This window comes from Leptolyngbya sp. FACHB-60 (assembly GCF_014695775.1).
Taxonomy (GTDB): Bacteria; Cyanobacteriota; Cyanobacteriia; order Phormidesmidales; family Phormidesmidaceae; genus Nodosilinea.
The window spans coordinates 1-22,111 of the sequence record NZ_JACJOX010000015.1; the positions used below are offsets into that span (position 1 = coordinate 1).

At 55.7% G+C, this 22,111-nt stretch carries 22 protein-coding genes and 1 tRNA gene; 13 read left to right on the plus strand and 10 right to left on the minus strand.

Going from position 1 to position 22,111, the window contains the following annotated elements:
- Nucleotides 1-250: 250 nt before the first annotated feature.
- Nucleotides 251-1,474 (plus strand): PD-(D/E)XK nuclease family protein, encoded by a 1,224-nt coding sequence (locus H6F57_RS03965; RefSeq protein WP_190624510.1) that lies wholly within the window; start codon nucleotides 251-253, stop codon nucleotides 1,472-1,474.
- A gap of 15 nt (nucleotides 1,475-1,489) precedes the next feature.
- Here H6F57_RS03965 and H6F57_RS03970 read toward each other — a convergent pair whose 3' ends face one another.
- Nucleotides 1,490-1,945, minus strand: coding sequence for a hypothetical protein (locus H6F57_RS03970; protein ID WP_190624511.1), 456 nt, complete (start codon nucleotides 1,943-1,945; stop codon nucleotides 1,490-1,492).
- 296 nt (nucleotides 1,946-2,241) lie between these two features.
- Here H6F57_RS03970 and cobS point away from each other — a divergent pair, with 296 nt between their 5' ends.
- A complete protein-coding gene (gene cobS / locus H6F57_RS03975; protein ID WP_199294687.1) occupies nucleotides 2,242-2,973 on the plus strand; it encodes an adenosylcobinamide-GDP ribazoletransferase in 732 nt (243 codons plus the stop codon).
- A gap of 230 nt (nucleotides 2,974-3,203) precedes the next feature.
- Here cobS and H6F57_RS03980 read toward each other — a convergent pair whose 3' ends face one another.
- The 4 genes from H6F57_RS03980 to H6F57_RS03995 form a co-directional block, all read right to left on the minus strand.
- Entirely contained in the window at nucleotides 3,204-3,836 is a 633-nt protein-coding gene (locus H6F57_RS03980) for a hypothetical protein (protein ID WP_190624512.1), read from the minus strand.
- A gap of 132 nt (nucleotides 3,837-3,968) precedes the next feature.
- Nucleotides 3,969-4,661: a GerMN domain-containing protein gene (locus tag H6F57_RS03985; protein WP_190624513.1), complete on the minus strand. Its 693-nt coding sequence runs from the start codon at nucleotides 4,659-4,661 to the stop codon at nucleotides 3,969-3,971.
- Between the two features lie 52 nt (nucleotides 4,662-4,713).
- Nucleotides 4,714-5,550, minus strand: coding sequence for a DUF2993 domain-containing protein (locus tag H6F57_RS03990; protein ID WP_190624514.1), 837 nt, complete (start codon nucleotides 5,548-5,550; stop codon nucleotides 4,714-4,716).
- A gap of 33 nt (nucleotides 5,551-5,583) precedes the next feature.
- Nucleotides 5,584-7,398: a proline--tRNA ligase gene (locus tag H6F57_RS03995; protein WP_190624515.1), complete on the minus strand. Its 1,815-nt coding sequence runs from the start codon at nucleotides 7,396-7,398 to the stop codon at nucleotides 5,584-5,586.
- 374 nt (nucleotides 7,399-7,772) lie between these two features.
- Here H6F57_RS03995 and H6F57_RS04000 point away from each other — a divergent pair, with 374 nt between their 5' ends.
- Both H6F57_RS04000 and H6F57_RS04005 read left to right on the plus strand, forming a co-directional pair.
- Nucleotides 7,773-9,098: a PhoH family protein gene (locus tag H6F57_RS04000; RefSeq protein ID WP_190624516.1), complete on the plus strand. Its 1,326-nt coding sequence runs from the start codon at nucleotides 7,773-7,775 to the stop codon at nucleotides 9,096-9,098.
- 356 nt (nucleotides 9,099-9,454) lie between these two features.
- Nucleotides 9,455-9,973 carry a host attachment protein gene (locus H6F57_RS04005; protein ID WP_190624517.1) on the plus strand — a complete coding sequence of 173 codons (519 nt, stop codon included), beginning with the start codon at nucleotides 9,455-9,457 and terminating at the stop codon, nucleotides 9,971-9,973.
- An 8-nt stretch (nucleotides 9,974-9,981) separates the two neighbouring features.
- Here the strand turns inward: H6F57_RS04005 and H6F57_RS04010 are convergent, their stop codons facing one another.
- Nucleotides 9,982-11,259: an EAL domain-containing protein gene (locus H6F57_RS04010; RefSeq protein ID WP_190624518.1), complete on the minus strand. Its 1,278-nt coding sequence runs from the start codon at nucleotides 11,257-11,259 to the stop codon at nucleotides 9,982-9,984.
- A 339-nt stretch (nucleotides 11,260-11,598) separates the two neighbouring features.
- On the opposite strand from H6F57_RS04010, the gene mdh reads away from it, so the two are divergent.
- The 3 genes from mdh (at nucleotide 11,599) to H6F57_RS04025 (ending at nucleotide 15,647) form a co-directional block, all read left to right on the plus strand.
- Nucleotides 11,599-12,570, plus strand: coding sequence for a malate dehydrogenase (mdh, locus tag H6F57_RS04015; RefSeq protein ID WP_190624519.1), 972 nt, complete (start codon nucleotides 11,599-11,601; stop codon nucleotides 12,568-12,570).
- 572 nt (nucleotides 12,571-13,142) lie between these two features.
- Nucleotides 13,143-14,492: a cytosine deaminase gene (locus H6F57_RS04020; RefSeq protein WP_190624520.1), complete on the plus strand. Its 1,350-nt coding sequence runs from the start codon at nucleotides 13,143-13,145 to the stop codon at nucleotides 14,490-14,492.
- Nucleotides 14,493-14,660: 168 nt separating this feature from the next.
- Nucleotides 14,661-15,647: a DnaJ C-terminal domain-containing protein gene (locus H6F57_RS04025; protein WP_190624521.1), complete on the plus strand. Its 987-nt coding sequence runs from the start codon at nucleotides 14,661-14,663 to the stop codon at nucleotides 15,645-15,647.
- 85 nt (nucleotides 15,648-15,732) lie between these two features.
- Here H6F57_RS04025 and H6F57_RS04030 read toward each other — a convergent pair whose 3' ends face one another.
- Complete coding sequence (locus tag H6F57_RS04030; protein WP_190624522.1) at nucleotides 15,733-16,263, minus strand: DUF4149 domain-containing protein; 531 nt, start codon at nucleotides 16,261-16,263, stop codon at nucleotides 15,733-15,735.
- A 406-nt stretch (nucleotides 16,264-16,669) separates the two neighbouring features.
- Here H6F57_RS04030 and H6F57_RS04035 point away from each other — a divergent pair, with 406 nt between their 5' ends.
- On the plus strand, nucleotides 16,670-17,266 hold the full coding sequence (locus H6F57_RS04035; protein WP_190624523.1) for an HAD family phosphatase: 597 nt from the start codon (nucleotides 16,670-16,672) through the stop codon (nucleotides 17,264-17,266).
- An 11-nt stretch (nucleotides 17,267-17,277) separates the two neighbouring features.
- Here H6F57_RS04035 and sodX read toward each other — a convergent pair whose 3' ends face one another.
- Nucleotides 17,278-17,673 carry a nickel-type superoxide dismutase maturation protease gene (gene sodX / locus H6F57_RS04040; RefSeq protein WP_242024720.1) on the minus strand — a complete coding sequence of 132 codons (396 nt, stop codon included), beginning with the start codon at nucleotides 17,671-17,673 and terminating at the stop codon, nucleotides 17,278-17,280.
- A gap of 92 nt (nucleotides 17,674-17,765) precedes the next feature.
- A complete protein-coding gene (gene sodN, locus H6F57_RS04045) occupies nucleotides 17,766-18,239 on the minus strand; it encodes a superoxide dismutase, Ni (RefSeq protein WP_190624524.1) in 474 nt (157 codons plus the stop codon).
- Nucleotides 18,240-18,532: 293 nt separating this feature from the next.
- Between sodN and H6F57_RS04050 the strand changes: the two genes are divergently transcribed.
- The 5 genes from H6F57_RS04050 to H6F57_RS04070 all read left to right on the plus strand — a co-directional run bounded on the left by H6F57_RS04050 (nucleotide 18,533) and on the right by H6F57_RS04070 (nucleotide 21,709).
- Complete coding sequence (locus tag H6F57_RS04050) at nucleotides 18,533-19,564, plus strand: DNA/RNA non-specific endonuclease (RefSeq protein ID WP_190624525.1); 1,032 nt, start codon at nucleotides 18,533-18,535, stop codon at nucleotides 19,562-19,564.
- Nucleotides 19,565-20,191: 627 nt separating this feature from the next.
- Nucleotides 20,192-20,713, plus strand: a complete 522-nt coding sequence (locus H6F57_RS04055; protein ID WP_190624526.1) for an NYN domain-containing protein — start codon at nucleotides 20,192-20,194, stop codon at nucleotides 20,711-20,713.
- Nucleotides 20,714-20,827: 114 nt separating this feature from the next.
- A tRNA-Thr gene (locus H6F57_RS04060) sits at nucleotides 20,828-20,899 on the plus strand.
- 267 nt (nucleotides 20,900-21,166) lie between these two features.
- A complete protein-coding gene (locus tag H6F57_RS04065; protein ID WP_190624527.1) occupies nucleotides 21,167-21,373 on the plus strand; it encodes a hypothetical protein in 207 nt (68 codons plus the stop codon).
- A gap of 159 nt (nucleotides 21,374-21,532) precedes the next feature.
- Nucleotides 21,533-21,709 carry a hypothetical protein gene (locus H6F57_RS04070; protein WP_190624528.1) on the plus strand — a complete coding sequence of 59 codons (177 nt, stop codon included), beginning with the start codon at nucleotides 21,533-21,535 and terminating at the stop codon, nucleotides 21,707-21,709.
- Here H6F57_RS04070 and H6F57_RS04075 read toward each other — a convergent pair.
- Nucleotides 21,706-21,861, minus strand: a complete 156-nt coding sequence (locus H6F57_RS04075; RefSeq protein ID WP_190624529.1) for a hypothetical protein — start codon at nucleotides 21,859-21,861, stop codon at nucleotides 21,706-21,708. The two genes, H6F57_RS04070 and H6F57_RS04075, sit on opposite strands and share 4 nt — an antisense overlap.
- Nucleotides 21,862-22,111: the final 250 nt, after the last annotated feature.

Genomic DNA, 22,111 nt, shown 5'->3' on the forward strand with positions numbered 1-22,111 from the left:
ATGGCGTCGATGACCTTTTGGCGCAAATCGAGGCTGTAGGGTTTGGCCATGGCACTCAGGTGGCAATGTCTCTGTCTCTAGTCTATGTCCTAGCTCACATGGCTACAGCTATACCTACGAAGAAGCTCTCCGCAATGCTCAAGAAATACCAGAGTATTGGTTGAAAGTTATCAGGCTGAGGGTGAAGCCTTGCCACACCCTTAAATACTACAAGCAGCTTATGCTTAGCCCAAGCGGAACTATCCTAACTATGCCCCTTAGCCAAAAATTCCTCCTAGAGCAGTTCGTAGTTGATAACGAGGATCTTGAACGGTTGGAAAGCCTTCTAGATCAGTTCAACATCTTTGAAGCTGTGGGCATGGTGCGCCAAGAAATTCGCCATTCCCACTTTTTTGCATTCCTACTCAATCCTTCAGCCTCTCACCGACTGGGCGATATTTTTCTCAAAGCCTTTCTCAAACGACTCTTAATTGCCGCCGACAATGCCCCAGTCAGCCCTGTCGATATAGATATTTCTGACCTAGCAGACGCTGAAGTGCGGCGAGAGTGGAGGAATATTGATGTTCTCCTCATTTCTCCTGCCAACCAAATTGTCTGCGCTATCGAAAATAAAGTCGATTCCGGTGAGCACTCCAATCAACTTCAGCGATATCGCCAAATTGTCCAAAAGGAATTTCAAAATTATCGTCACATTTTTGTGTACCTAACCTTAGAAGGGATTTCGCCTTATGGGAAAAATGATCAGCAGCATTGGCTAGCCTACAGTTATGCCGACGTTGCCCAACTCATTGATGATTTAGCAAAACGGTACCAGTCTACTATTGGTTCTGAGGTTAATATCCTCATGACACATTACAGCAGTCTTATCAGAAGGCACTTTATGGAAGAGTCGGAAATTGCTAAACTTTGCCGCAAGATCTACTCACAGCATCAAGAAGCCCTGGACCTGATTTACGAGCATAGACCGAATTTAGAGTCCGAAGTCTTTGAGTATCTTAAGTCTCTAGTTAAACATACGACTTCTGAGAAGATAGTGCTGAATCATGCTTGGCTAAAGCATAAGGTCGTGGGCTTTGCTGTGCCTAACTGGGATAAATATCCTTTCCAAAAAACCTGCAAGGGCTGGAGTTCAACGAATCGAATCTTGTTGTTTGAGTTTGCTCTTAGACCTCCTGAAGTCAAGCTTGTGTTGACTTTGGGGCCTGGCGATCATAATAACCGTCAGGCAATTTATGACAGCCTTGTTGATCATAAGATTTCTGGTTTCGTAGAAAGTCAGCCAAGCTCAGAGAACCGCTGGCTATGTCTGATTTCTATGATCGCGTCTGAAAAACTTGGCCCAGATTCTTCTCTTAGCGAAATATCTGAAGATATCGACAAGTTTTGGCAGCAGTTCCTAGCTCACGAGTTACCCCGCATCAACAGTGCAATTGACAAAGGACTATCACTCGGCAACCAGACTACTGCAACATGAAAAACTAGGCTAAGCCTAATCTAAAAAATTGCGATCGTCGTCGAGGCAGGCATCCCAACTGGCAGAGAGGGCGTCGGCGACCATGGCTTCAAAGGCGGCGGTGTTGACCGATCGCGTAATGTGCTCATGCATCGGGTCTGACAGCGGAATCAGGCGCAGTCGTCGGTTGTCTTGCACTAGGTCGAAATGATTGCCGTCGGCGTCGGTTTTGCCAATTTCTAGACAATCAAAACTGTAAACGTTGATATAGAGTGTATGATTAGCCACGAGCGTGGCCTGCTGCCCATCGGCGAACACTTCCATGACCAGCCCCTGGCCTTCGGAGAGTGTGATGCCGTCTTGGAAGTGGCGGTATTGCACCTGCCCCAGGTCTTGCAGTAGTCTGACCATGTCGTTTTTGTTGACAACGACCCCGCTATCGATTAAACAAGGAGCGGGGATACTTAAATTGCTGGCACGCTCGTGATTCATGGGTTTTTAACCACGCTACGTTTGCGGGTGGAGCAAAGCTCGTGGCGATCGCTCCTTTGGGTCTATATCCACGATACTCGATATCGCTGGGAATGATCTGCCCTGCGATCGCTTGGCTCTGTGGAAAACCCTGAGATAATTCTGCCAAAGGCCCAACCGCTAAGCATTCCGCCAGAATGCTGAAGTCTCCGTAATTTTGCCGAAATGTTTTTCTACAGCGCAGAGGTGGATCCGTGACCCCATTGCCCCCCGCGCGACCCGGTGAAACCACCCCTCGCCCCGGCTGGTTTGCTCGGCTGGGAGGATCCATCTTGTTTTACACAAAGCTGCCTTTGCCGCCAAGCTGGCAGCCGCGCTTTGAGGGCATTGCCCCGCTGGCACCAGTGGTGGGCCTGGGTTTGGGCCTGGGTTTAGTGGCGGTAGATTTCGGGCTGGCTCAGCTGGGTATGCCAACGCTAACCCGCAGCGCCCTGGTGATTGGGCTGGGGGTGTGGATAACTGGCGGGTTGCACCTCGATGGTGCGATGGATACCGCCGATGGTCTAGCGGTGATGGACCCTCAGCGACGGCTGACGGTGATGGCTGACAGCCACAGCGGAGCCTTTGGGGTGATGGCGGCGATCGCCATTCTCGGCCTCAAAACCCTGGCTCTAGCTGAGCTAGCCAGCGGTCGCGGCTGGGTGCTGGTGGGGTCGCTGGTGTGGGGTCGCTGGGGTCAGGTGGTGGCGATCGCCCGCTACCCCTACCTGCGAGCCGAGGGCAAGGGGGCACTGCATCGGGAGCATTTGCGATCGCCCCAAGATTGGCTGTTAGGGCTAGCGCTGGCCCTAGGGATACATGGTTTCTGGTTCTGGAATCAACCCGATCAAATTGTGCCCATTGGTATCAGCCTGGCAGGGGGGCTGGTTTTCTCCCTTCTCATAGGAGCCTGGCTAAATCGTCGTCTGGGGGGCCACACTGGCGACACCTACGGAGCCACGGTGGAATGGACCGAAACCCTGCTACTGTGCTTAGCTACCCTGGCATAGAGCCTGCTATGTCTCCTTGAAGAGGCTAGATATTGCAAACACTCATTGGGTTAGGGCAGGTTCGCCCTAGAGGCCTAACATTCTGTCGCCTTAAGAAGACAACCTCACAGCGCGTGACACATCGGCAGCCCATACCAAAGAACTCCGTTTGTCAGAATGTTCCAAATAAATTAGCTGTTGCAATATGGGTGTGGCTGACCTCAGCCGCATAATTATTCGGCAGGCCCTGGCTATCGAATCGCCCCCAGAGTATTCTTCCAGCTCAGCTCTTTGCCCAACACCATCAGCGCTTTTTGGTCAGCCCCGGTGAACAAGCCGCTATCCACTAATTCAGCCAGCACCTGCTGGGCGAGCTGAGCGGCGAATATGCCCCCCGACCTGAGCAAATGGCTGTAGTAGCTAAACTGCGTCTGTCCATCTTCGTTGCAGTGGAAGCAGTGCACCTGCTCTGGCGTCAGGCCATAGACCGGCGTATTGGCAGGCACTACCACCCGAGGAATACCGTGTTTTCCGTAGCGCTGATTGCCCTCGCTCTCTAAGGTGCCCACTAGTACCACCCCCAGCAGGGTGCGAGTCTCTTGCACCAGATCAGGGGTAAATAAAGGGTCAGGCTCACTAGAAAGCCGTGGCCCGCTGTTAAAAAATAGCGGGTTGAACAGCTGCGAGTTGTATACCAGCCCCACGGCCCAGTGGCGGCTGTCGTTGTCAAAGCTGACAAACTGACCAAAGCCGCAGTCTTCAGGTGTTGGTGGCGAACAGACGTCCTGGGCGTCGTCGACCTGCACCACGTAATCGCAGTGAGAGTTAGACTTCACCACTTTGCCGAGACGGCAGGGAGGCAGGGCCGTAGAGAACAAATCCATAGGGCACTCTAGGGTGGAACATGGGTACTTATTGTAGACCGTTCCGCCCTGGGTGAGCACCCTAGCTTCGGCTGCGCTCAGCCACCGCCATAATTCTAGAGGTTAAGCGAGGTCGAAACCTCCAAAAGTTCTCTATAGTCCAAACCCTTCGTCAAAATCGCTGCGGGTCATAGGCTGACTCACTTCCAAGCCCTCACCCCCCAACAGGGTCAAGGGCTTGCCATCCACTGAAATCCATACCGGGGCAGCTGGGTCAAAGGCAGTGGCGGTGTAGATCACCTGGCCTAGGCGACCTGTCATGGCCGCGCTGCCGCCGCCGGCCTCAAAGTTGCTCGACAGATCGACATGGACCCCGTCTGCCTCCACTGAAGCCGTGATTAGCTGAGTCTGTTCGGGAATTGTGGTGAACGCCTGCTGACTCGGGTCGCCTGACTTAGAGAGTAGGTCGCTAAATGCGGCGGTGACTTTCTCTGAAGGGGAGGCATCGGCTGCGACGGTAATGGGCTGGGGCACCAGCGCAAAGCCTGTACCCTCGTCCTTTAGCCAGTAGACTTGGCCAGTAACTTCGGCTGGAACCGGCTGGCTGACTGGGTCTTTGGGGGGGGCGTCTTCGACCTTAGCTGGCTCGGCGGGGGTGATGACCTCCGGCACGGTCATGATGGGGTCGGGGTCAATGTCGAGATTGGGAAACTCCGCCACCGGGGGCGTGGGGTTGATGGCCCGCCAGGTGAACCACGCCACAGACCCACCCGAGGCCACTACTAGAGTGGTTAATCCGGCCAAAACGCCGAGGGGAATACGCCTTAGCTTGCTTTTGAGATCCATGGTGGGGGTCCAAATGGGGTCACAACCTTAGCCTAGAGTAGTCCAACCTACCCTAGGGGGCGGGGGGGACAGCTTCTTGAGCTGGCTGCCGAGTCAAGAGTGGGGATGTTGGCTCTATTTTGGCAAAGATGGCAACATCTAGCTCATTGTCTCGGACTTTAAAGTTGATCACGCGGGCCACTACGCCCAGCGCCTCTAGCCGCCGTAGGGTAAGGCGCTCTTGAGCGCCCTGCACGAAGGCTTCGAGCAGCTGGGGTGGAGTGTCTTCGCCATCGACGGTGATACTGGGGTCAACCAAGGCAAAGCGATGGCCATTGAGGATGGTTAGTCCTAACTCGACTACGATCGCAATATTCTCCTGAGTCACACGGTCTTGCAGGTCGACCACAACACGAAAGCGATCGCCCTCTAGAAACTCCAGCGACGGGTTGGCCAAGCCGTAGCGATTTTGCTCGCGCTGGCCCGCTGCCCCCGGCAGGGTAAATTCTAGGGTGTCGAGCCAGCCCTGCGCCAAGGGCGACTGCAAAAACGCATTTAGATCGTCGTCGTTAAGACGTAGGCGTAGGGCGGTCTGGGCCGGTTGGTTGAGCACCAACGCACCCTGCTGCAAACGGCCGCGATCGACATCGACGGCGTCGGTTTCGATATCTATAGAGTCTATGCGGAGGCCGGGTATTTGACGGGTTTCGACCCCCCGAGCAGCGATGAGAGTGTGCTCAATGCGGCCGCTGGCCAGCTGATAGTTGGGCACATTGTCAATGCGCACCTGCAATGTCTCGACCTCGGCGAGCTGGTTGCGCAGGGCGGCCTCGGTCAGGGTGTCGACCACCACGCCGCCGCTACCCGCTACCCCCAGCAGGGCCGAGAGCATAATGGTGATCAGTTCCATGGTTCCTCCTGGGGTGTGGGTGGGAGACTAGCCCTAGCGGCTGGCCAGCAGTTCATCGACAATCCAGCCCTTGATTAGGGCAACGACCTCGGCTAGGGCTACTTCTTGCACAATGCCCGTGGCCCGATCGACCACTTCGACTTTGCCATCCCCCAGGGCCCGCCCGGTGACAATGCGGTAGGGAATGCCAATCAGGTCGGCGTCTTTGAACTTGACCCCGGCCCGCTCGTCGCGATCGTCGAGCAGGGCCTCGACCCCCACTGACAGTAGCTCTTTATAAATCGCCTTGGCGGCTTCGACCTGCAAATCGTCACCCATGTTGGGAATCACCACGATCGCCTGGTAGGGCGCGATCGCCACCGGCCAGATAATGCCGTTTTTATCGTAGGACTGCTCCACCGCCGCCTGGGCTAAGCGCGACACGCCCACCCCGTAGCAGCCCATCACCAGGGGCAGCTCAGCCCCGTTTTCGTCAGTGAAGGTGGCCCCGAGCGCCTGGGAGTATTTAGTGCCCAACTGAAAGATGTGGCCAATTTCGATGCCCCGCGCGGTTTTTAGGGTTTGGCTGGGGTCGTGCAGGGCGCGATCGCCTGCTGCCGCCTTGCGCACATCCACCACTTTTTTAGGCAGGGTGAATTCCTTGCCCCAGTTGCCGCCCACCACGTGGTAGCCCGCCTCGTTTGAGCCGGTGACGAAGTTTTTGAGGTCAGTGGCGGTGCGATCGACCAGGCGCAGAAACTTAGGCTCCACCTCTTTGCCGCCGTTAATATAGTCATCGCCCAGGTCGGGGGCCATATAGCCTAGGGGCAGAGGTTTGGCGGCCCATTGGCGCTGGGCGTCTTCGTCGGGCACCCCCAGGGCGATCACCGCAGCCCCGCCATAGTGGGCGGCCAGCTTGGTCAGCTCGTTGGTGAGCTTCACGTCGTTGACATCCTGATCGCCGCGAATGCTGACTAGCACCAGCACCACCTGACCGTTGTCAAACGCCGCCTGATACAGCACGTTCTTAACGATCTGGGTGGGCGAACACTTGAGAAACTTTGCCAGCGATTCAATTGTGGGCGTGTTTGGAGTTTCTAGCTTCTCAAATTTGGTGAAGGTGGAGGGCACCGCATCTACGGGTCGCGACACAGCCTTCTCGACGTTGGCGGCATACTTGCCGTCTTCGGTATAGAGCACCTCGTCTTCGCCCGCCTCAGCCAGCACCATGAACTCAGTGGAGCCCGACCCCCCGATTGCCCCTGAGTCCGCATCCACCGCCCGAAACTCCAGCCCGCAGCGGCGCAGAATGTTGCTGTAAGCCTGGTGCATCTCTTGATAGGTTTCCCTCAGACTGCTCTCGCTAGTGTGAAACGAGTAACCGTCTTTCATGATGAATTCGCGCCCGCGCATGAGGCCAAAACGAGGCCGAATCTCATCGCGAAACTTGGTTTGAATCTGGTATAGGTGCAGGGGCAGCTGCCGGTACGAGCGAACCATGTCGCGGGCGACGGCGGTGATCACCTCCTCGTGGGTGGGGCCAAGGCCGACCTCCTGCTGGCGGCGATCGATCAGCGAGAACATGATGCCCTCAGCCTTGGTGTAGGTATCCCACCGGCCCGACTCGCGCCAGAGTTCAGCCGGTTGCAGCTGGGGCAGCAGACACTCCTGCGCCCCCGTGATATTCATCTCGTCGCGCACAATATCTGAAATTTTGTTGAGCACCCGCCACAGCAGGGGCAGGTAGGCATAGACTCCACTGGAAATGCGCCGCATGTACCCCGCCCGCAGCAGCAGCTTGTGGCTAGGAATCTCGGCCTCTGCCGGATCCTCCCGCAGGGTGACAAACAGCATTTGGGATAGACGCATGGGGGCTCCAGGGGTGACGGCAAGACTTCGTAGGCAAGACTCATAGGCCATAGTAAACGAGGACGGGCAGCCCTTCCATAACCCGGCAGCTGCCGCCCAAACTGTTTACCGCTCGATTGGCTATTGGCGCCTATCAGGAATGGTAGAGAAATCCGCTACAGTGTCTAAACAGCCTTTCTATGAATTGGCTAAGGGCGTTGGACTCTGTCGGTCTTCGACTATTGCCCTTAGCTCATCCAGAACTGTTGTACCCCAAGGGAAACGGCATCTGCCCACCGTTTCTGAATATAGCCTTACCAAGAGACTGACGCTGCACTATCCAGCATCCTCAAGGGTTTCTGGGCTGGGCGTACCGTCTCCACTATTGCTCCTCTATGAAAAAAGTTTTCGTCCTCGATACCAACGTGTTGCTTCACGATCCGATGGCAATGTTCAGGTTTGAGGACAATGATGTGGTGTTACCCATCACCATCATCGAAGAACTCGATCGCTTCAAAAAAGGTACCGCCGATACTGGCCGCAACGCCCGCTATGTATCGCGCACCCTAGATGAACTGCGGCAGCAGGGGTCGCTGGTGCAGGGCATTCCCCTAGAAAAGGGCGGTACCCTCAAGGTGGCTCTGTGCCACCGCGACACCCTGCGGCAGCTGCCCGCTGAGCTAGAGGGCGACCAGGGCGACAACGCTATTCTCGCTGTGGCTATGGAGTATAAGCACCACCGCGACATGCCCGTGGTGCTGGTCAGCAAAGACACCAACCTGCGCATTAAAGCCGATGCCGTCGGGCTGGTGGCTGAAGACTACGAAACCGACAAGATTGACTACGACGACCTCTACACCGGCACCCTAGAGGTGATGACCTCTGCCGAGGCCATGAGCCAGCTGTTTGGCGACGGCTACCTGAAGCTTGATGTGCCTCTCCACCCCAACCAGGTCGTTACCCTGGTCGATGAGACGAACCCAAACCACACGGCGCTGGCCATGGTGCAGGGCAGCAGCGGCAAACTAGTGCCCCTCAGCAAACTGCCCCACGCTGGAGTATCGCGGGTGCAGCCCCGCAACCGTGAGCAGCGGTTTGCTTTTGAGCTGCTGCTGCAAGACTCGATCTCGATGGTGACCCTGGTGGGCAAGGCGGGCACTGGGAAAACGCTGCTAGCGATCGCCGCCGGAGTGCAAAAAGTCGCCGACGAGCGTCTCTACTCGCGCCTGCTGATCGCCCGCCCTATCGTGCCTTTGGGCCGTGATATTGGCTATCTGCCCGGCGACATGCGCGAAAAACTAAACCCCTGGATGCAGCCGCTCTATGACAATTTTGACCTGATCTTTGGCACCCAGGAGATGCGCGGTCGGCCCGAACACTGGCGGCGCGGCCACGAAGAAATGATCGATCAAGGGCTATTGCAGATCGAGCCGCTGACCTACATTCGAGGGCGATCGATTCCCAAGCAGTTCCTGATTGTAGACGAAGCCCAAAACCTCACCCCCCACGAGGTCAAAACCATTCTCACCCGAGCTGGAGAAGGCACCAAAATCGTTTTGACTGGCGACCCCGACCAGATCGACAACCCCTACGTCGATGCCTCTAGCAATGGCCTCACCTACGTCGTTGAACGCTTTAAGGACGAAGCCCTCGCTGGGCACATAACGCTCAATAAAGGGGAGCGATCGGGCTTGGCTGAGCGGGCGGCGATGCTGCTGTAGAGTTTGCCGATTTGCTGGTGCCAACCCAAGGTCGCTCGTAGGCGATCGCCTGGTTTGAGTTAGCTTAAACAGTCTATTTTTCTGCTCTGCCTATCGGGTCTGAACCATCAGGCAAGTTAGCTTTGCGATCGAACTTTACCGGTGAGTGGTAGACGATCTTTATGAATAGCCTTCATATTCATTCATTAAACACTACTTAAGTCAATGCTAAACGGCATTGACGACAACAGAAATGCCTTCGAATTATCGGCGTTTCCTAACCATTCTTGAAAAGAAGTTAACCTTTACTTTTGCGCCCCATGGCTTCTTCTTAACTTGTTAGGATTGCCACCAAATCTAGCAACGGGAGATTCTTCATGACTCGCTTCCTTGTGGCCGTAGTGGATGGTGCCAAAGCTAAGTTTTTGACTTTAGAACCCGTAGCCGTGCCAGAGCTAGAATCTGGTCCCGATTTGATTGAACGCTGCCAACTGCTGAATCCGGTAGTAGAAATACCCAGTCAAGACTCAGGGGCCAACGCTAAAGCCAGCCGCAACCGGGGCAGCGGCAGCCGTGGTCACAGCTATGACGATCGCCGAGGCAACTACCTAGTTGAATTTGAGCGTCGCTTTGCCCAGGCCATTGGAGCACAGATGGAAGCGTTGATCAATGCCTACGATCTCAACACGCTGGTGCTAGTGGCCGAGCCACAAATTTTAGGCACACTGCGCACCTGTTTAGCAGGGGTGAGCGGTCGATTGCAGGTGCAAGAATTGGCCAAGGACTTGTGCAAAATGAAGCCCCAGCAGCTGCAAGACTATCTGGCCCAAAAGGGGGTGCTACCGACTCGGCAGGTGGCGCTGGCAACGGGGCGATCGCGCTACAGCAATAGCTAGCGCCTAGCTCAGGTTTGCCGATTTAGCAGAGTCAGAGCCTCAATTAGCGGCAGAGGACGGCTGAACAAAAAGCCCTGGCCAATGTCGCAGCCCATCGATTTTAGGGCCGCCATTTGAGCGGGGGTTTCAATGCCCTCGGCTACGGTGGGCAGGCCTAGCTGGCGGGCAATGTCGATAATCGAACCAACAAGGATTTTGGCGCGATCGCTGCTGCACAACTTTTGAATAAACGACTGGTCAATTTTCAAACAGTCAATTTCGCAGCGCTCCAGGTAGTTGAGACTAGAGTAGCCGGTGCCGAAGTCGTCGAGGGAAATCTTAAACCCGGCGGCGCGGCACTTGCTGATAGAGTCAATCGCCTCAGCCTCATTCAAGAAGATCCGCTCCGTCACCTCTAGCTTAATCTGCTGCGCATCCACGCCGTGGCGCTGGGTGCAGGCAATTAATCGCTCAAAAAAATTGGCCTGCTGAAACTGCCGCACCGAAATGTTGATGCTCATAAAAAAGTCAGTGCTGCTCTGGCCAAGGCTTTCTAAGTGCTTTTGAAAATGGCGTAGATCGGCACAGGAGCGATCGAGAATCCAGTCGCCCATCCGCAAAATTAGCGAAGTTTCTTCGGCCAAGGCAATAAAGCGCTGGGGAGCCACAGCGCCGCGCTGGGGGCACTGCCACCGTAGCAGTGACTCAAAGCCTAAAATTGTGCCCGTGGTTAGGTTTAAAAGGGGCTGATATACCAGCGATAGCTCATCGTTGCGGACGGCATTTTGTAGGTCGGACTCTAGCTTGATATCGTCTAAAATTTGCTGGTGTTGCTGACTTCTAGCGTAGGCCTTTTCGGTTATGGCGGGGCGGGGCAGACCAATGTGAGGGTTTGCTAGGGTCTTGATGTAGGTGTTGTAGGCTCGGTTGCGGTGCAGCGACATTGAGATAAACAGCCGCACCATCGGCGACGACGACTCGATGCGCTCAGCCACCTGGGCCGCCGACACCACAATGCAGCGACAGGAGCTAAGGGCTTTAGCCGAGGCCGAGCGGGGGGAGGCGTCAATAATACCCATTTCTCCAAAAATATCCCCTGGCCCCAGCACATTGAGCTGAATTGAATCGTAGCCAGAACCCACAAAAATCTCGACGTAGCCTGACTCAATAATGTAGGCTTTATCGGCAGCGCTGCCCTCGGTAAAAATGGTTTCGCTAGCTGCAAATAGTCGAATGTTGCAGTCAGGTTCGATCGCCATATCGGCCACTAGGCCAGTACTATCACTGTCTCCGAGGACGGGGGCCATAGGGAGCAATGGACCGAGAGGTATAGGGCAAGATAGAGCAGGAAAGATTTTCATGGCAAGAACGATTTTTCAGGGGGGATTGCTCTAGCATCTCCTATTTTTAGAAGGGTGTTCATAATCCCAGTGTGAAGTGTCGGTGAGCATTTCTAAAAAAGCTAGCCAATCACAGCAACATCATGTAGCTGTCACCCGCCACTATGATCTAAATCACAACAATTGCCGGATAAATTAACTAGCATCCGCCAGAATATGGACGGTGTCTTAAGTCTATTGAGGCATCCTCACGCTGAGGACACCGCCAGGGGCCAGCCCCATCCCGATCCTTCGCTGCGTGACGTCATGACTGCCTTTTCTGCCACTTCTGCTCACGGCTCAGTTAGCCAGGTTACCGTAGTGGGGGCGGGCAACGTGGGCAGCACCCTGGCCCAACGCCTGCTAGAGCGCAACCTGGCCAACGTGGTGCTGGTCGATATTGTAGAGGGTCGCCCCCAGGGGGTCGCCCTCGACCTGTCTCAAGCGGCGGGCTGTGAGGGCCACAACCGCACCATTGTTGGCACTAACGATTACCATGACACCGCCAACTCAGACATTGTGGTGATTACCGCCGGGCTGCCCCGCCGCCCCGGCATGACCCGCGACGACCTCACCCAGGTCAACGGCAAAATTGTGATCGACACCCTGCGCCAGGCCCTGGCCGTATCGCCCCAGGCCAGCGTGGTGGTGGTTACCAATCCACTCGATGTGATGACTTATCTGGCCTGGAAAGCCAGCGACCTGCCCCCCCAGCGGGTGATGGGCATGGCCGGAGTGCTCGACTCGGCCCGGTTTCAAACTTTCATTGCTTGGGAGCTGGGAGTGCCCCCGCGCGATGTCTCGGCCATGGTGCTGGGCGGGCACGGCGATCTGATGGTGCCCCTGCCCAGCTACACCACTGTCAACGGCATTCCGGTGGCGGAGCTGATGCCTGCGCCCCGTCTACAGGCGCTGATCGATCGCACCCGCAACGGCGGTGCCGAAATTGTGCAGTTGCTCAAGCAGGGTGGGGCTTACTACGCGCCCGCTTCTTCGGCCTGTGTCATGGTGGAGTCGATGCTGCTCAACCAGCGCCGCATTTTACCCCTTGCCGCCCACCTGACGGGGCAGTATGGCCTGAGCGATCTCTATTTGGGAGTGCCCTGCCGCCTAGGCCAAGGGGGAATTGAAGAGATCCTGGAGCTATCGCTTACCCCAAAAGAGCAGTCAGCCTTAGAGCGATCGGCGGCCTCAGTGAAAGAGCAGATACCGTTGGCCCTGGCTTTGTTGAATTCGTGATTTCTCTGGAAAATCCTGTGCTGTTGAATTTCCCGATTATAAGAAGGTAGCGGGCTACGCCCCTGTGGAGTTGGGCTGTGCGTGAGGACCGCTAAATTTGGCTCTGGTATTAGCTCGACCTGACTCATTTAGCGCTGCCCTTTCAGGCAAGTAAAATCACCAATAGCAGAAAGCCAAAGACGGAAGCACCAGACTGCCAGAAAATTTTAGACGCTGTGTTGTCAACCATGACATTTACCTTACACGTTAAGGATAGAAACACTGTGTGCTCTAAGCATTCCCGAATTGAACTTTAGAAGCTTGGGGCTTAGGCTGTTAGTCGTCTGTCAAGCTAAAGATGACAGGTTCGTAGAGGTTCAGGGTTCAAGGTTTTAGGTTCACGACCGGCCTTAAACCGTATACCCTGAACCCTAGCTATTTGAGCCTGTCACAATTAGCTTGATTAAGTACTAGGCTCTACTTTCACTGTAGGTCTCTGGGCCTAGAACTGCTGTGATGGATGTGCCAAAACTCTATCCGGTAATTCTAAATCTCAGCAGCAGTGACCTCGATCAGCTGTTTCGTCAAATGCTATGAATTCAACCGCCCTAACCGAGTTTTTGCAACGCTCTGCCGCTCACTACTGGTTACAAAACGTCCGACTGCCCCTAGCTTGCGTCGATGGGCCGGGGTCTTGGAATGCGATCGCAGCCCTCTCCGCCCCGCCGATCTCAGAAGAACTAGTCGCTGCCCACTTAGAAATCCGGGACGGACAGATTACGGCCATGATGCCAGCCAGCCAGCCCCCGGATACCGACCAGCCCTGCTGGGATCTGCGCCAGGGCATGGTGTGGCCCTGCTTTGCCGACTGCCACACCCATCTAGACAAAGGCCAGACCTGGTTTCGCAACCCCAACCCCGATGGCACCTTTGCCTCGGCTCTCAAGGCCGCCGAAGCCGACCACAGCCACTGGAGCGCCGCCGACCTCTACCCCCGCATGAGCTTTGGCCTGCGGTGCAGCTATGCCCACGGCACCCAAGCCGTCAGAACCCATCTGGACTGCTTGAATGGGCAAGAGGAGATCAGCTTTGCAGTCTTCGATCGGCTGCGGCAGGAGTGGGCGGGCAAGATCGCGCTCCAGGCTGTGTGCCTGGTGTCGATGGACTACTACGATCGCCCCGAGGCTGAACACCTAGCGGATACCGTTGCCCGGTACGGCGGCATTTTAGGCGGGGTAATCTATCCCCAGCCCGGGCTGGAAGCCCAGATCGACCGCGCCTTTGCCCTGGCCGAGGCCCGAGGCCTAGACCTCGATTTTCACGCCGATGAGAGCCTTGACCCCAAAGCCGAAGGCCTGCGGGTGGTGGCTGAGACCAAACTGCGGCGCGGCTTTGGCGGGCGGGTCAACTGCGGCCACTGCTGTAGTTTGTCGGTGCAGGCGGGCGATCGCGTCCAAGACACCTTGGCGCTGCTCAAGCAGGCCAGCATCAGCGTTGTCAGTCTGCCGATGTGCAACCTCTACCTGCAAGATCGCCAACCAGGCCGCATGCCCCGTTATCGCGGTGTCACCCTGCTGCCCGAGCTGCGCCAGTTTGAGGTGGCCGTTGCCCTGGCCAGCGATAATTGCCGCGACGCATTCTTTGCCTACGGTGACCACGACATGGTGGAGGTGTTTACCCAGGCGGTACGCATCGGCCAGCTCGATCGCCCCGTGGGTGACTGGCCCCAGGCGGTAACCCGTACCCCAGCGCAGATTATGGGCTTAGAGGTAGGGCTGATTGGCACAGGCCGCCCAGCGGATCTAGTGGTGTTTAAGGCCCGCAGCTTTAGCGAGCTGCTGGCGCGACCCCAGGGCGATCGCATCGTTTTGCGCCAGGGTCGCCCCATCGACACCACCCTGCCTGACTATGCCGAACTCGATGCGGTGGTAGGGATTGCGTAATTGGCCCCGCCCCGCCCTGGAAAACCGAACTTTCCTGGGGCGTGGGGTTTGCTACGCTAAACCTAGAGGTAGATATGGGTCTAGCGGAAGTGGCGGTGGCCCTTCCCAGCCCAAAGCTGACTATGGACAATAGTCACCACTTGAGCGCGGGTTTTTAGGAGGATTGGAATGGCTGCTACGGGCTTTAAAGACTACTACGCGGTGCTGGGGGTCAGTCGCACGGCAAGTGCCGACGAGATCAAGCAGTCTTTTCGCAAGCTGGCCCGCAAGTACCACCCCGACGTGAACCCCAATGACAAAACCGCCGAGGCCAAGTTCAAAGAGGTGAGCGAAGCCTACGAGGTGCTTTCCGACGCCGACAAGCGTAAGAAGTACGACCAGTTTGGTCAATACTGGCAGCAGGCCAGCCGAGCGGGGGCTGGCACCGCCTACGGGAGCCCCGGCGACATGGGCGGCTTTGACTTTAGCAACTACGGCAGCTTTGACGAGTTCATCAACGAGCTGTTGGGTCGTTTTGCCACCCCTAGCGGCGGTGGTGCCCGATCGTATCCCTACGGTGCTCCGGGGGGTGGGCCAGGCGGGCCTGGGTTTGGCGGCTACGAAACCGCTCCGAACCAATCCTTCGATCAGGAGGCCAACATTCGCCTCACCTTTAGCGAAGCTTTCCACGGTGCCCAAAAGCGCCTGCGCATTGGTAACGACAGCGTGGAGGTGCGCATTCCGCCTGGGGCCAAGCAGGGCAGCAAGATTCGCCTCAAGGGCAAGGGGCCGATTAACCCCTACACCAAGCAGCCTGCCGATATTTATCTAGTGGTGCAGTTAGAGGGGCACAGCTTCTTTACCTTGGAGGGCGACAGCCTCACGGCCGAGGTGCCCATCACACCCGATGAGGCGGTGCTGGGGGGCAAGATTGATGTGCCGACCCCCGACGGCAGCGTGACTATGAACCTCCCTGGGGGGACCCGCTCGGGTCAGACCCTGCGGCTGCGGGGTAAGGGCTGGCCTCGACACAAAGGCGATCGCGGCGATCTGCTGATCAAAGTGGTAATTACGCCCCCGGCGAGCCTCAGCGACACCGAGCGTCAGCTATACGAAAAAATTCGCGACGGTCGCACCACTAACCCACGCCAGAGCCTAACCAATACGCGCCTGTAAATCGCTGAAAACGAGCGCAATCAAAAGCCCCCGATTCTCTTTTAGAGAAGAATTGGGGGCTTTTCAGCTAGAGATTAAGACAGAGCTACAGTTCCTCAGCTCGGCGGAGGTCGCCGTAGAGCAGGCTGAGCAGCGCACCACAGCCCAGCAGCTTGATGGCCTCTAAGCCAAAGTACAGCCCGTGCATCTGGTTCATCGCACCGGGCACTTCAACGGTGGCGGCAAAGGGGTCGAGGGAGGCACCTAGGGCGGCCATGGCGGGGGCGATCGCATAGGTCAGTACCAGGGTGAGGGCCAGCAGGCCTAGCCCTAGCTCCACTGCCCAGCGGCTGCGCAGGCCGCTGGCGACCACAGGCCGCTGGGGGCGCGACTGCCGGGCGGCCAGCAGCCCGGTCAAAATGACGCCAGCGCACAGCAGCTCTAGACGGTTAAACACCCAAAACATGGCGTAGCCCGCCGCGCCAAAATCGGGTTGGCTCATCATGCCGCCGACAAACAGCCCCGGCATGATGACAAAATCCATCAGCAGGCTGCTGCTGAACCAAAACATGAGCGCAAACACAACCGCCCCGACCCAGAGGGTAGGCTTGGCGATGGGGTGAGATAGAGAATTCATGGATATAGGCCTGGGGAAAAATGATGAGTGAAGCGTTGGGCAGAGACTCGGAGTTTCGAGCTGAGTCCCTTGTTTATCAATGATTTCAGCCTAGCGGACTTTGTTGGCTGCCAGTGTGAATTATTCTTTCGGCAATGCTGTTATCGCCTCGCCGTTACGTTGTGACACAAAGATAAAAGGCTCTACAGTCGTGGCTTTAGGGCGATCGCAGGGGTCTAGCAACGGCTACAGGCAAGGAAAAACGTAACCTCTTGTCACAGGCGGTAATGTCTCAATCACCCCTGATCGCCCCACGACTATTCAGTCGAGATGCTCTCTACTGCTGACTCCAAGCACTGCCCCACAGCCAAAGTAAGAACAAAGCCCGGTAAGGTAAGGCTGGTCAATTTTCAGTGGAGCAATGACGATGGCGATTACGCATATTGTGTTGGATATGGGTGGGGTGCTGATCGAGCTACAGTGGCTCGATCGGGTCAAAGACCTGCTGGGTCGCCCTATCACCATTGAGGAAATCCACCGCCTTTGGGTCAGCGCCCCCTGCGTCGTCGATTTTGAGAGCGGCCGCACCAACTTCGATACCTTTGCCGCCGCCTTTGTGCAAGATTTTGGTTTGGCGATCGCCCCCGCAGTCGTTCAACATGAGTTCTTAGAGATCGTGCGGGCACCGCTGCCCCAGTGCGACGACATGCTCGCTGCCCTTAAACCCCGCTACCATCTGTCGCTGCTGTCGAACACCAACCCCGCCCACTACGAGCGACTGCGCGATCGCTACAATTTCTTTGACTACTTTGACCAGCTATTTCTGTCGTACAAAATTGGTCTAATAAAGCCCAGTGCAGCCATCTTTGAGCACTTGCTGATGGCGCTCGATGCCCCGGCCAACAGCGTAGCGTTCTTTGACGATGGGGCTCGCAATGTCGAAGCGGCCTGCGCCTTTGGTATTCAGGCCTACCGAGTCGACTCACCCGCAGAAGTCATGGCTGTGGTGAACAGCTTCTCCTAGCTTGACCCCCATCAGGGCAGCCGGCAGACAACCTGACCCACCAGCCCCGCCCAGGGCACCAGGCCAAACTCGCGGCTGTCGGTGCTTTCCGCCGCGTTTAGCCCCTGCAAAAAGCTGCCGTTGGCATCGACATAAACCACCCACTTAATCAGCAGCAGCCCTGGCTGACGAGGATGGTCGGCCACCACCAAATCCCCTGGCCGGGGTCGCTGCTGACGGTAGGCGGAGGGGTCGATCAACACCTCCGTACCCGGCTCTAACAAAGGCAGCATCGAAGCCCCCACAACGCGAAACCGCCGTCGCTGGCGCAACAGCCAGAGCACCAGGTCGGTGAACTGACTATGGCGCAACTGCGACGGCGGCTGTGAGGAAATGCCGAGGTTGTTTTCCACCAAAATCAAATTCAAAGGTGAGAGGATAAGGAGATGGGGAAATGAGGACGATGGAGAGCCTCCACCCTGCTCATTTCCCTTATCTTCCTCACCTCCCTCATTTCCCTCTAGCTGGCGGTGTACCAAGACACATCACGGTTTTTGGTTGCCCAGAAAATGCTGTGGATTTTCTGCGCAGCTTCCATCAACTCGTTGGCATGCTGCACGCTGACTTCGACTTTGCAAGCAGAGCAGAGTTTGGCGGCTTTCCAAAAAGTGTCATGCAGGTCAGGGAACTGCTCTAGGTGCACAGGCTTAAAGTAATCGGTCCAAAGCACCAGTAGCTCATCTTTGGTGATTTGGGCTTGCTCTTCTTTGATGGCAGTATAGCGGGCGAAGGTGTTGTGGTAAGCAATAGAAGCGGCCTTATCGCCACCAACGGGCGCCTCAAGGTCGACCAGTTTTTTGGTCATCGACAGCACAGCTTCGGCGGCAATGCGAGCCGAGGAGGGGTCGTAAACGCCGCAGGGGCCATCGCAGTGCGCGTGGACAGCGGCGGCGGGGAACCATGCCTGTAGCTTAGCGATTGCTTGGTTGAGCATAATCATCCTGGTAATGAATAGAAAGACGGGCAAAAAGAGAATTTTCTTGCGCCTAGACCAGGCGGTAGCCCCGCACCCGGTGGGGTGAAACATCCCTATGCCAGGCAGGGGGATAAGCCAGGCCACGTTTCACATTGTTAACGCTATTGAGCCCTTCCGCAACCTCCGCCCCTGCCGTCGACCATAAATTCAACCAGAAATGGTGAGGCAGAGGGTTGCGATCGCGCGCGATTTCAGTACATTTGTCTGGATGTCTTCAAGGGGATGGTCGTTCAACCATGGGGCGATTGGCAATGATATTTTCTCGGCGGCGTCTCTGGGGTCGACTGTCGCTAGTGGCCTTGGCGCTGGGGCTAGCGGGCTGTGGCGATCTGCTGCTGTTGGTGAGCGATTGGGTTACCCCTGGGGATGTAGCAACCCTGCCGCCCTGTGTTGATGACAACTGCAACTGTGGCGATTTCGCTAGCCAGTCTCAGGCCCAGACGGTGCTCGATGCCTTTGGGGGCGACCCCTACAGCTTGGACGGGGATGGTAACGGTCGAGCCTGTGAACTGCTGCCCACCGCCATACCGGCTGCCGATCCACCGGCCCCGCCCTCTAGCAACCCCCACCTGGCGCTGGGTAACCCCAGCCAGGCGGCGACCACTAACCCCAACAATTATTTGATTCAGCGCGATCAGTATGTGCTCAGCTACAGCCGCGATCGCAACGGGCTCAACTGGGCCAGTTGGGAGGTCGATGCCGCCTGGTTGGGCTCCACCGATCGCCAGGACAATTTTCGCCCTGACGGGGCACTGCCCGCTGGATTTTACCAGGTCACTCCCAACGACTATCGAGGCAGCGGCTACGATCGCGGCCATGTGGTGCCCTCGGGCGATCGCACCGCCAGCGTGGGCGACAACGCCGCCACCTTTTTGATGACCAACATCATTCCCCAAGCCCCCGACAACAACCGTGGCCCCTGGCGTGAACTGGAAGAATACGGGCGCTCGCTGGTCTACCAATATGACCACAGCCTGCACGTCTTTGCTGGGGCCTACGGCAGCCAGGGCAGCATCGGCAACCGCGCTATTGCCATACCCTCCCGCCTGTGGAAAGTCATCGTGGTGTACGATCGCCTCCCCGATGGCGGGTTAGGCATTGGCAGCGACAGCCGAATAATTGCCGTTGATATGCCCAACAGCAACCAAGTCGGCCCTGACTGGCGCCGCTATCAAACCTCAGTCCAGCGCATTGAAATAGCCACTGGCCATAGCTTCTTTGAAAATTTACCGACTGAGCTTCAGGAAATTCTCAAGGTCCGCACCAGCGATGCACCCTTGTGAGTGAGCCACCTAATTCCAGCCTCGGGGGTTGGCACTATACTATAATTGATAAAGATAAAGTTAATTTTAGGCTAGTTCAATATGATATTGAGTGTAGTTATTAAGACTACGTCACAGTGATTTTGCGGACATAGCAAGTTCAGCAAATCAGTTATTCTTTGAGGCAACCGCTAAAAAAAGGTAATCTTGACTTTACTTCTTCATGAATTCATATCACTAATTTGGCATAGTACATTTACTTCAGGTGCAAATAGTAAAGCTACTCATATCCAACGCTTTACCACTAGGGCAAGTTGTAGTCCAAGCTGTTGAATTTGCTCAACTTTGCTTTGAGTCATTGCAAGATTAATCTCTAGGGTTTTGTAAGATCTGGTAGCATGAATTAGCTCATTCACTTCCTCATCAGTAGACTTTTCTGTCTTTAAGTCTAACTAATCTCTAGATTTTTTTGATAGAAGCAGCTACACTCTATAGCCTTAGTGCCCTAAGTAAACGCTTTGGCTAGAGCTGGTTTTATTAAGTCAGACCACACCATTATTGTGTGTTTCGTCTACTGAATTAACTAGAATTAGCATCTACACGGTTTATAGAATAGATGACTTGTTAAGTTGATTACTATTAATATTTATGGCAAATAGATACGGCTTGAAGCGTCTGTCGATTTTCGTAGACGGCAATAATATGTTCTACGCCCAGCAAAAAAATGGCTGGTTCTTTGACCCGAAACGGGTGCTCGAATATTTTCTTAGCCTTGACGGTGGAGCTACCCTAGTAAACGCCTTTTGGTATACCGGGTTGAAAGATCCCCAAGATCAGCGCGGTTTTCGCGATGCGCTGATCAGCCTCGGCTACACCGTGCGCACCAAAATTTTGAAGGAATATTACGACGACACCTCCGGGCGATATTCCCAAAAGGCCAATCTGGATATTGAGATTGCCATCGACATGTTCAATACCGTCGATCAGTACGACGAGGTCGTTCTCTTTAGCGGCGACGGCGACTTTGAGCGGGCCATTGAGCTGCTGCGCTCCAAAAATACCCATATCACCGTTGTCTCGACGGAAGGAATGATTGCCCGCGAACTGCGCAACGCCACCGATCGCTACATTGACCTCAACAGCGTTCGTAAGCACATCGAGAAAGACTAGGACGTCAGACCAGCCCCAGGGCCACGCTGCGCTGCTTGGCCTCGCCGCCTTGGGAAATGACTCGATCGTGCGATCGCACGACACTGTTATACTAGCTAACTGTAAATATCTATTGCCGATGTGGCTCAGTGGTAGAGCACTCGATTCGTAATCGAGCGGTCGCGGGTTCAAATCCCGCCATCGGCTTCCTTGTACGTTCGCACGCTAAATGTCGCGATTCGCAGATTAGTATCGTTTTTCGGAAATCAGTGTCGTTCTGGCTAAAATCACGGTTTGCAAGGAGCTCCTTTGCTATTTGGAGATGAAGTGTCGCAAACCTTCTGAGAGCTGTTTTTGTATCTAAAGTTACGAATCGAGTGCTCCTTTCAACCCTCCAACTGATGCAATTACCGAAATCAAGCGCATTTCGGATCCCATGAAGATAGTTCAACCCGCCCATTGCTGGGAGAGCTGATGCAACGAGAGCCACCAGTCCCCCTCAGACAGACCCACGGCTACTTCTGCACTGCTGCTGAGCGCTTCAAAGGCTATCCCGTCCTCCGCCAGCCCAGTGGCAACTATGAGGGCAAGCTAGTCTTTCCTGTGGGCACCAGCGTTGTAATGAGCAACATCAACGAACCCCAGGCCCATGAGGAAAACATCTACAACTTCCTTCAGTAACCCCAGGTAGCGTACCGGGATGAACTGCTGGAGCGGGAGAACTACAGCCCAGAGATGCTGATTCAGCGGCTGCGGGATATGTTCAAGGTCAACTTTGACTTTCCGGCGCTGACGGCAGACTAGGTAAACACTATCAAGGGTTGTCTGCATCCCGAGACAGTGATTAGAGAGAAACCCGTCACCTCCAGCAGTGTGCCTGAGGGCATTGAACTTCCGGTCGGCAGCAGTGTGGTGGTGCCCCTCGACATTGACCAGGAATGCCTTGCCCGCAACATGAAGGATGGCCACCGCCTGATCTCTGGGGTGGCTGACTCTGGAAAACCCTGCTCCTGTTAGCCCGAGCCAAAGTCCTCGCCAACCGCCTGCTCGACCAGCGCATCCTGATTCTGTGCTTCAACATCACGTTGGCTGCCCACTTGCGATCGCTCTTTCATGGCGACACACTCAACCCCTAGTGCAAAGACCGCATTGAGGTCATGCGTTTCCACGACTGGGCCAGGTCAATACTGGGCAAACTTCCCTATATGGCTGACCAGGCTCCTTATACCAATTCTCGAATAAGGAGCTACAAATAGGGAAAGAAAGGAAAGGAGGAATAAGGCTATGGCAGGAGTGCTGAAGATAACGATTGAGGAATCAGCAGAGACGCTTAAAATCTTGCTTGATAAGCAACAAGATGCCGTGAACCGCAGCAAAGTCCAGGTGTTGTGGTGGCTGAAGACAGGAGCGGTGACGAGC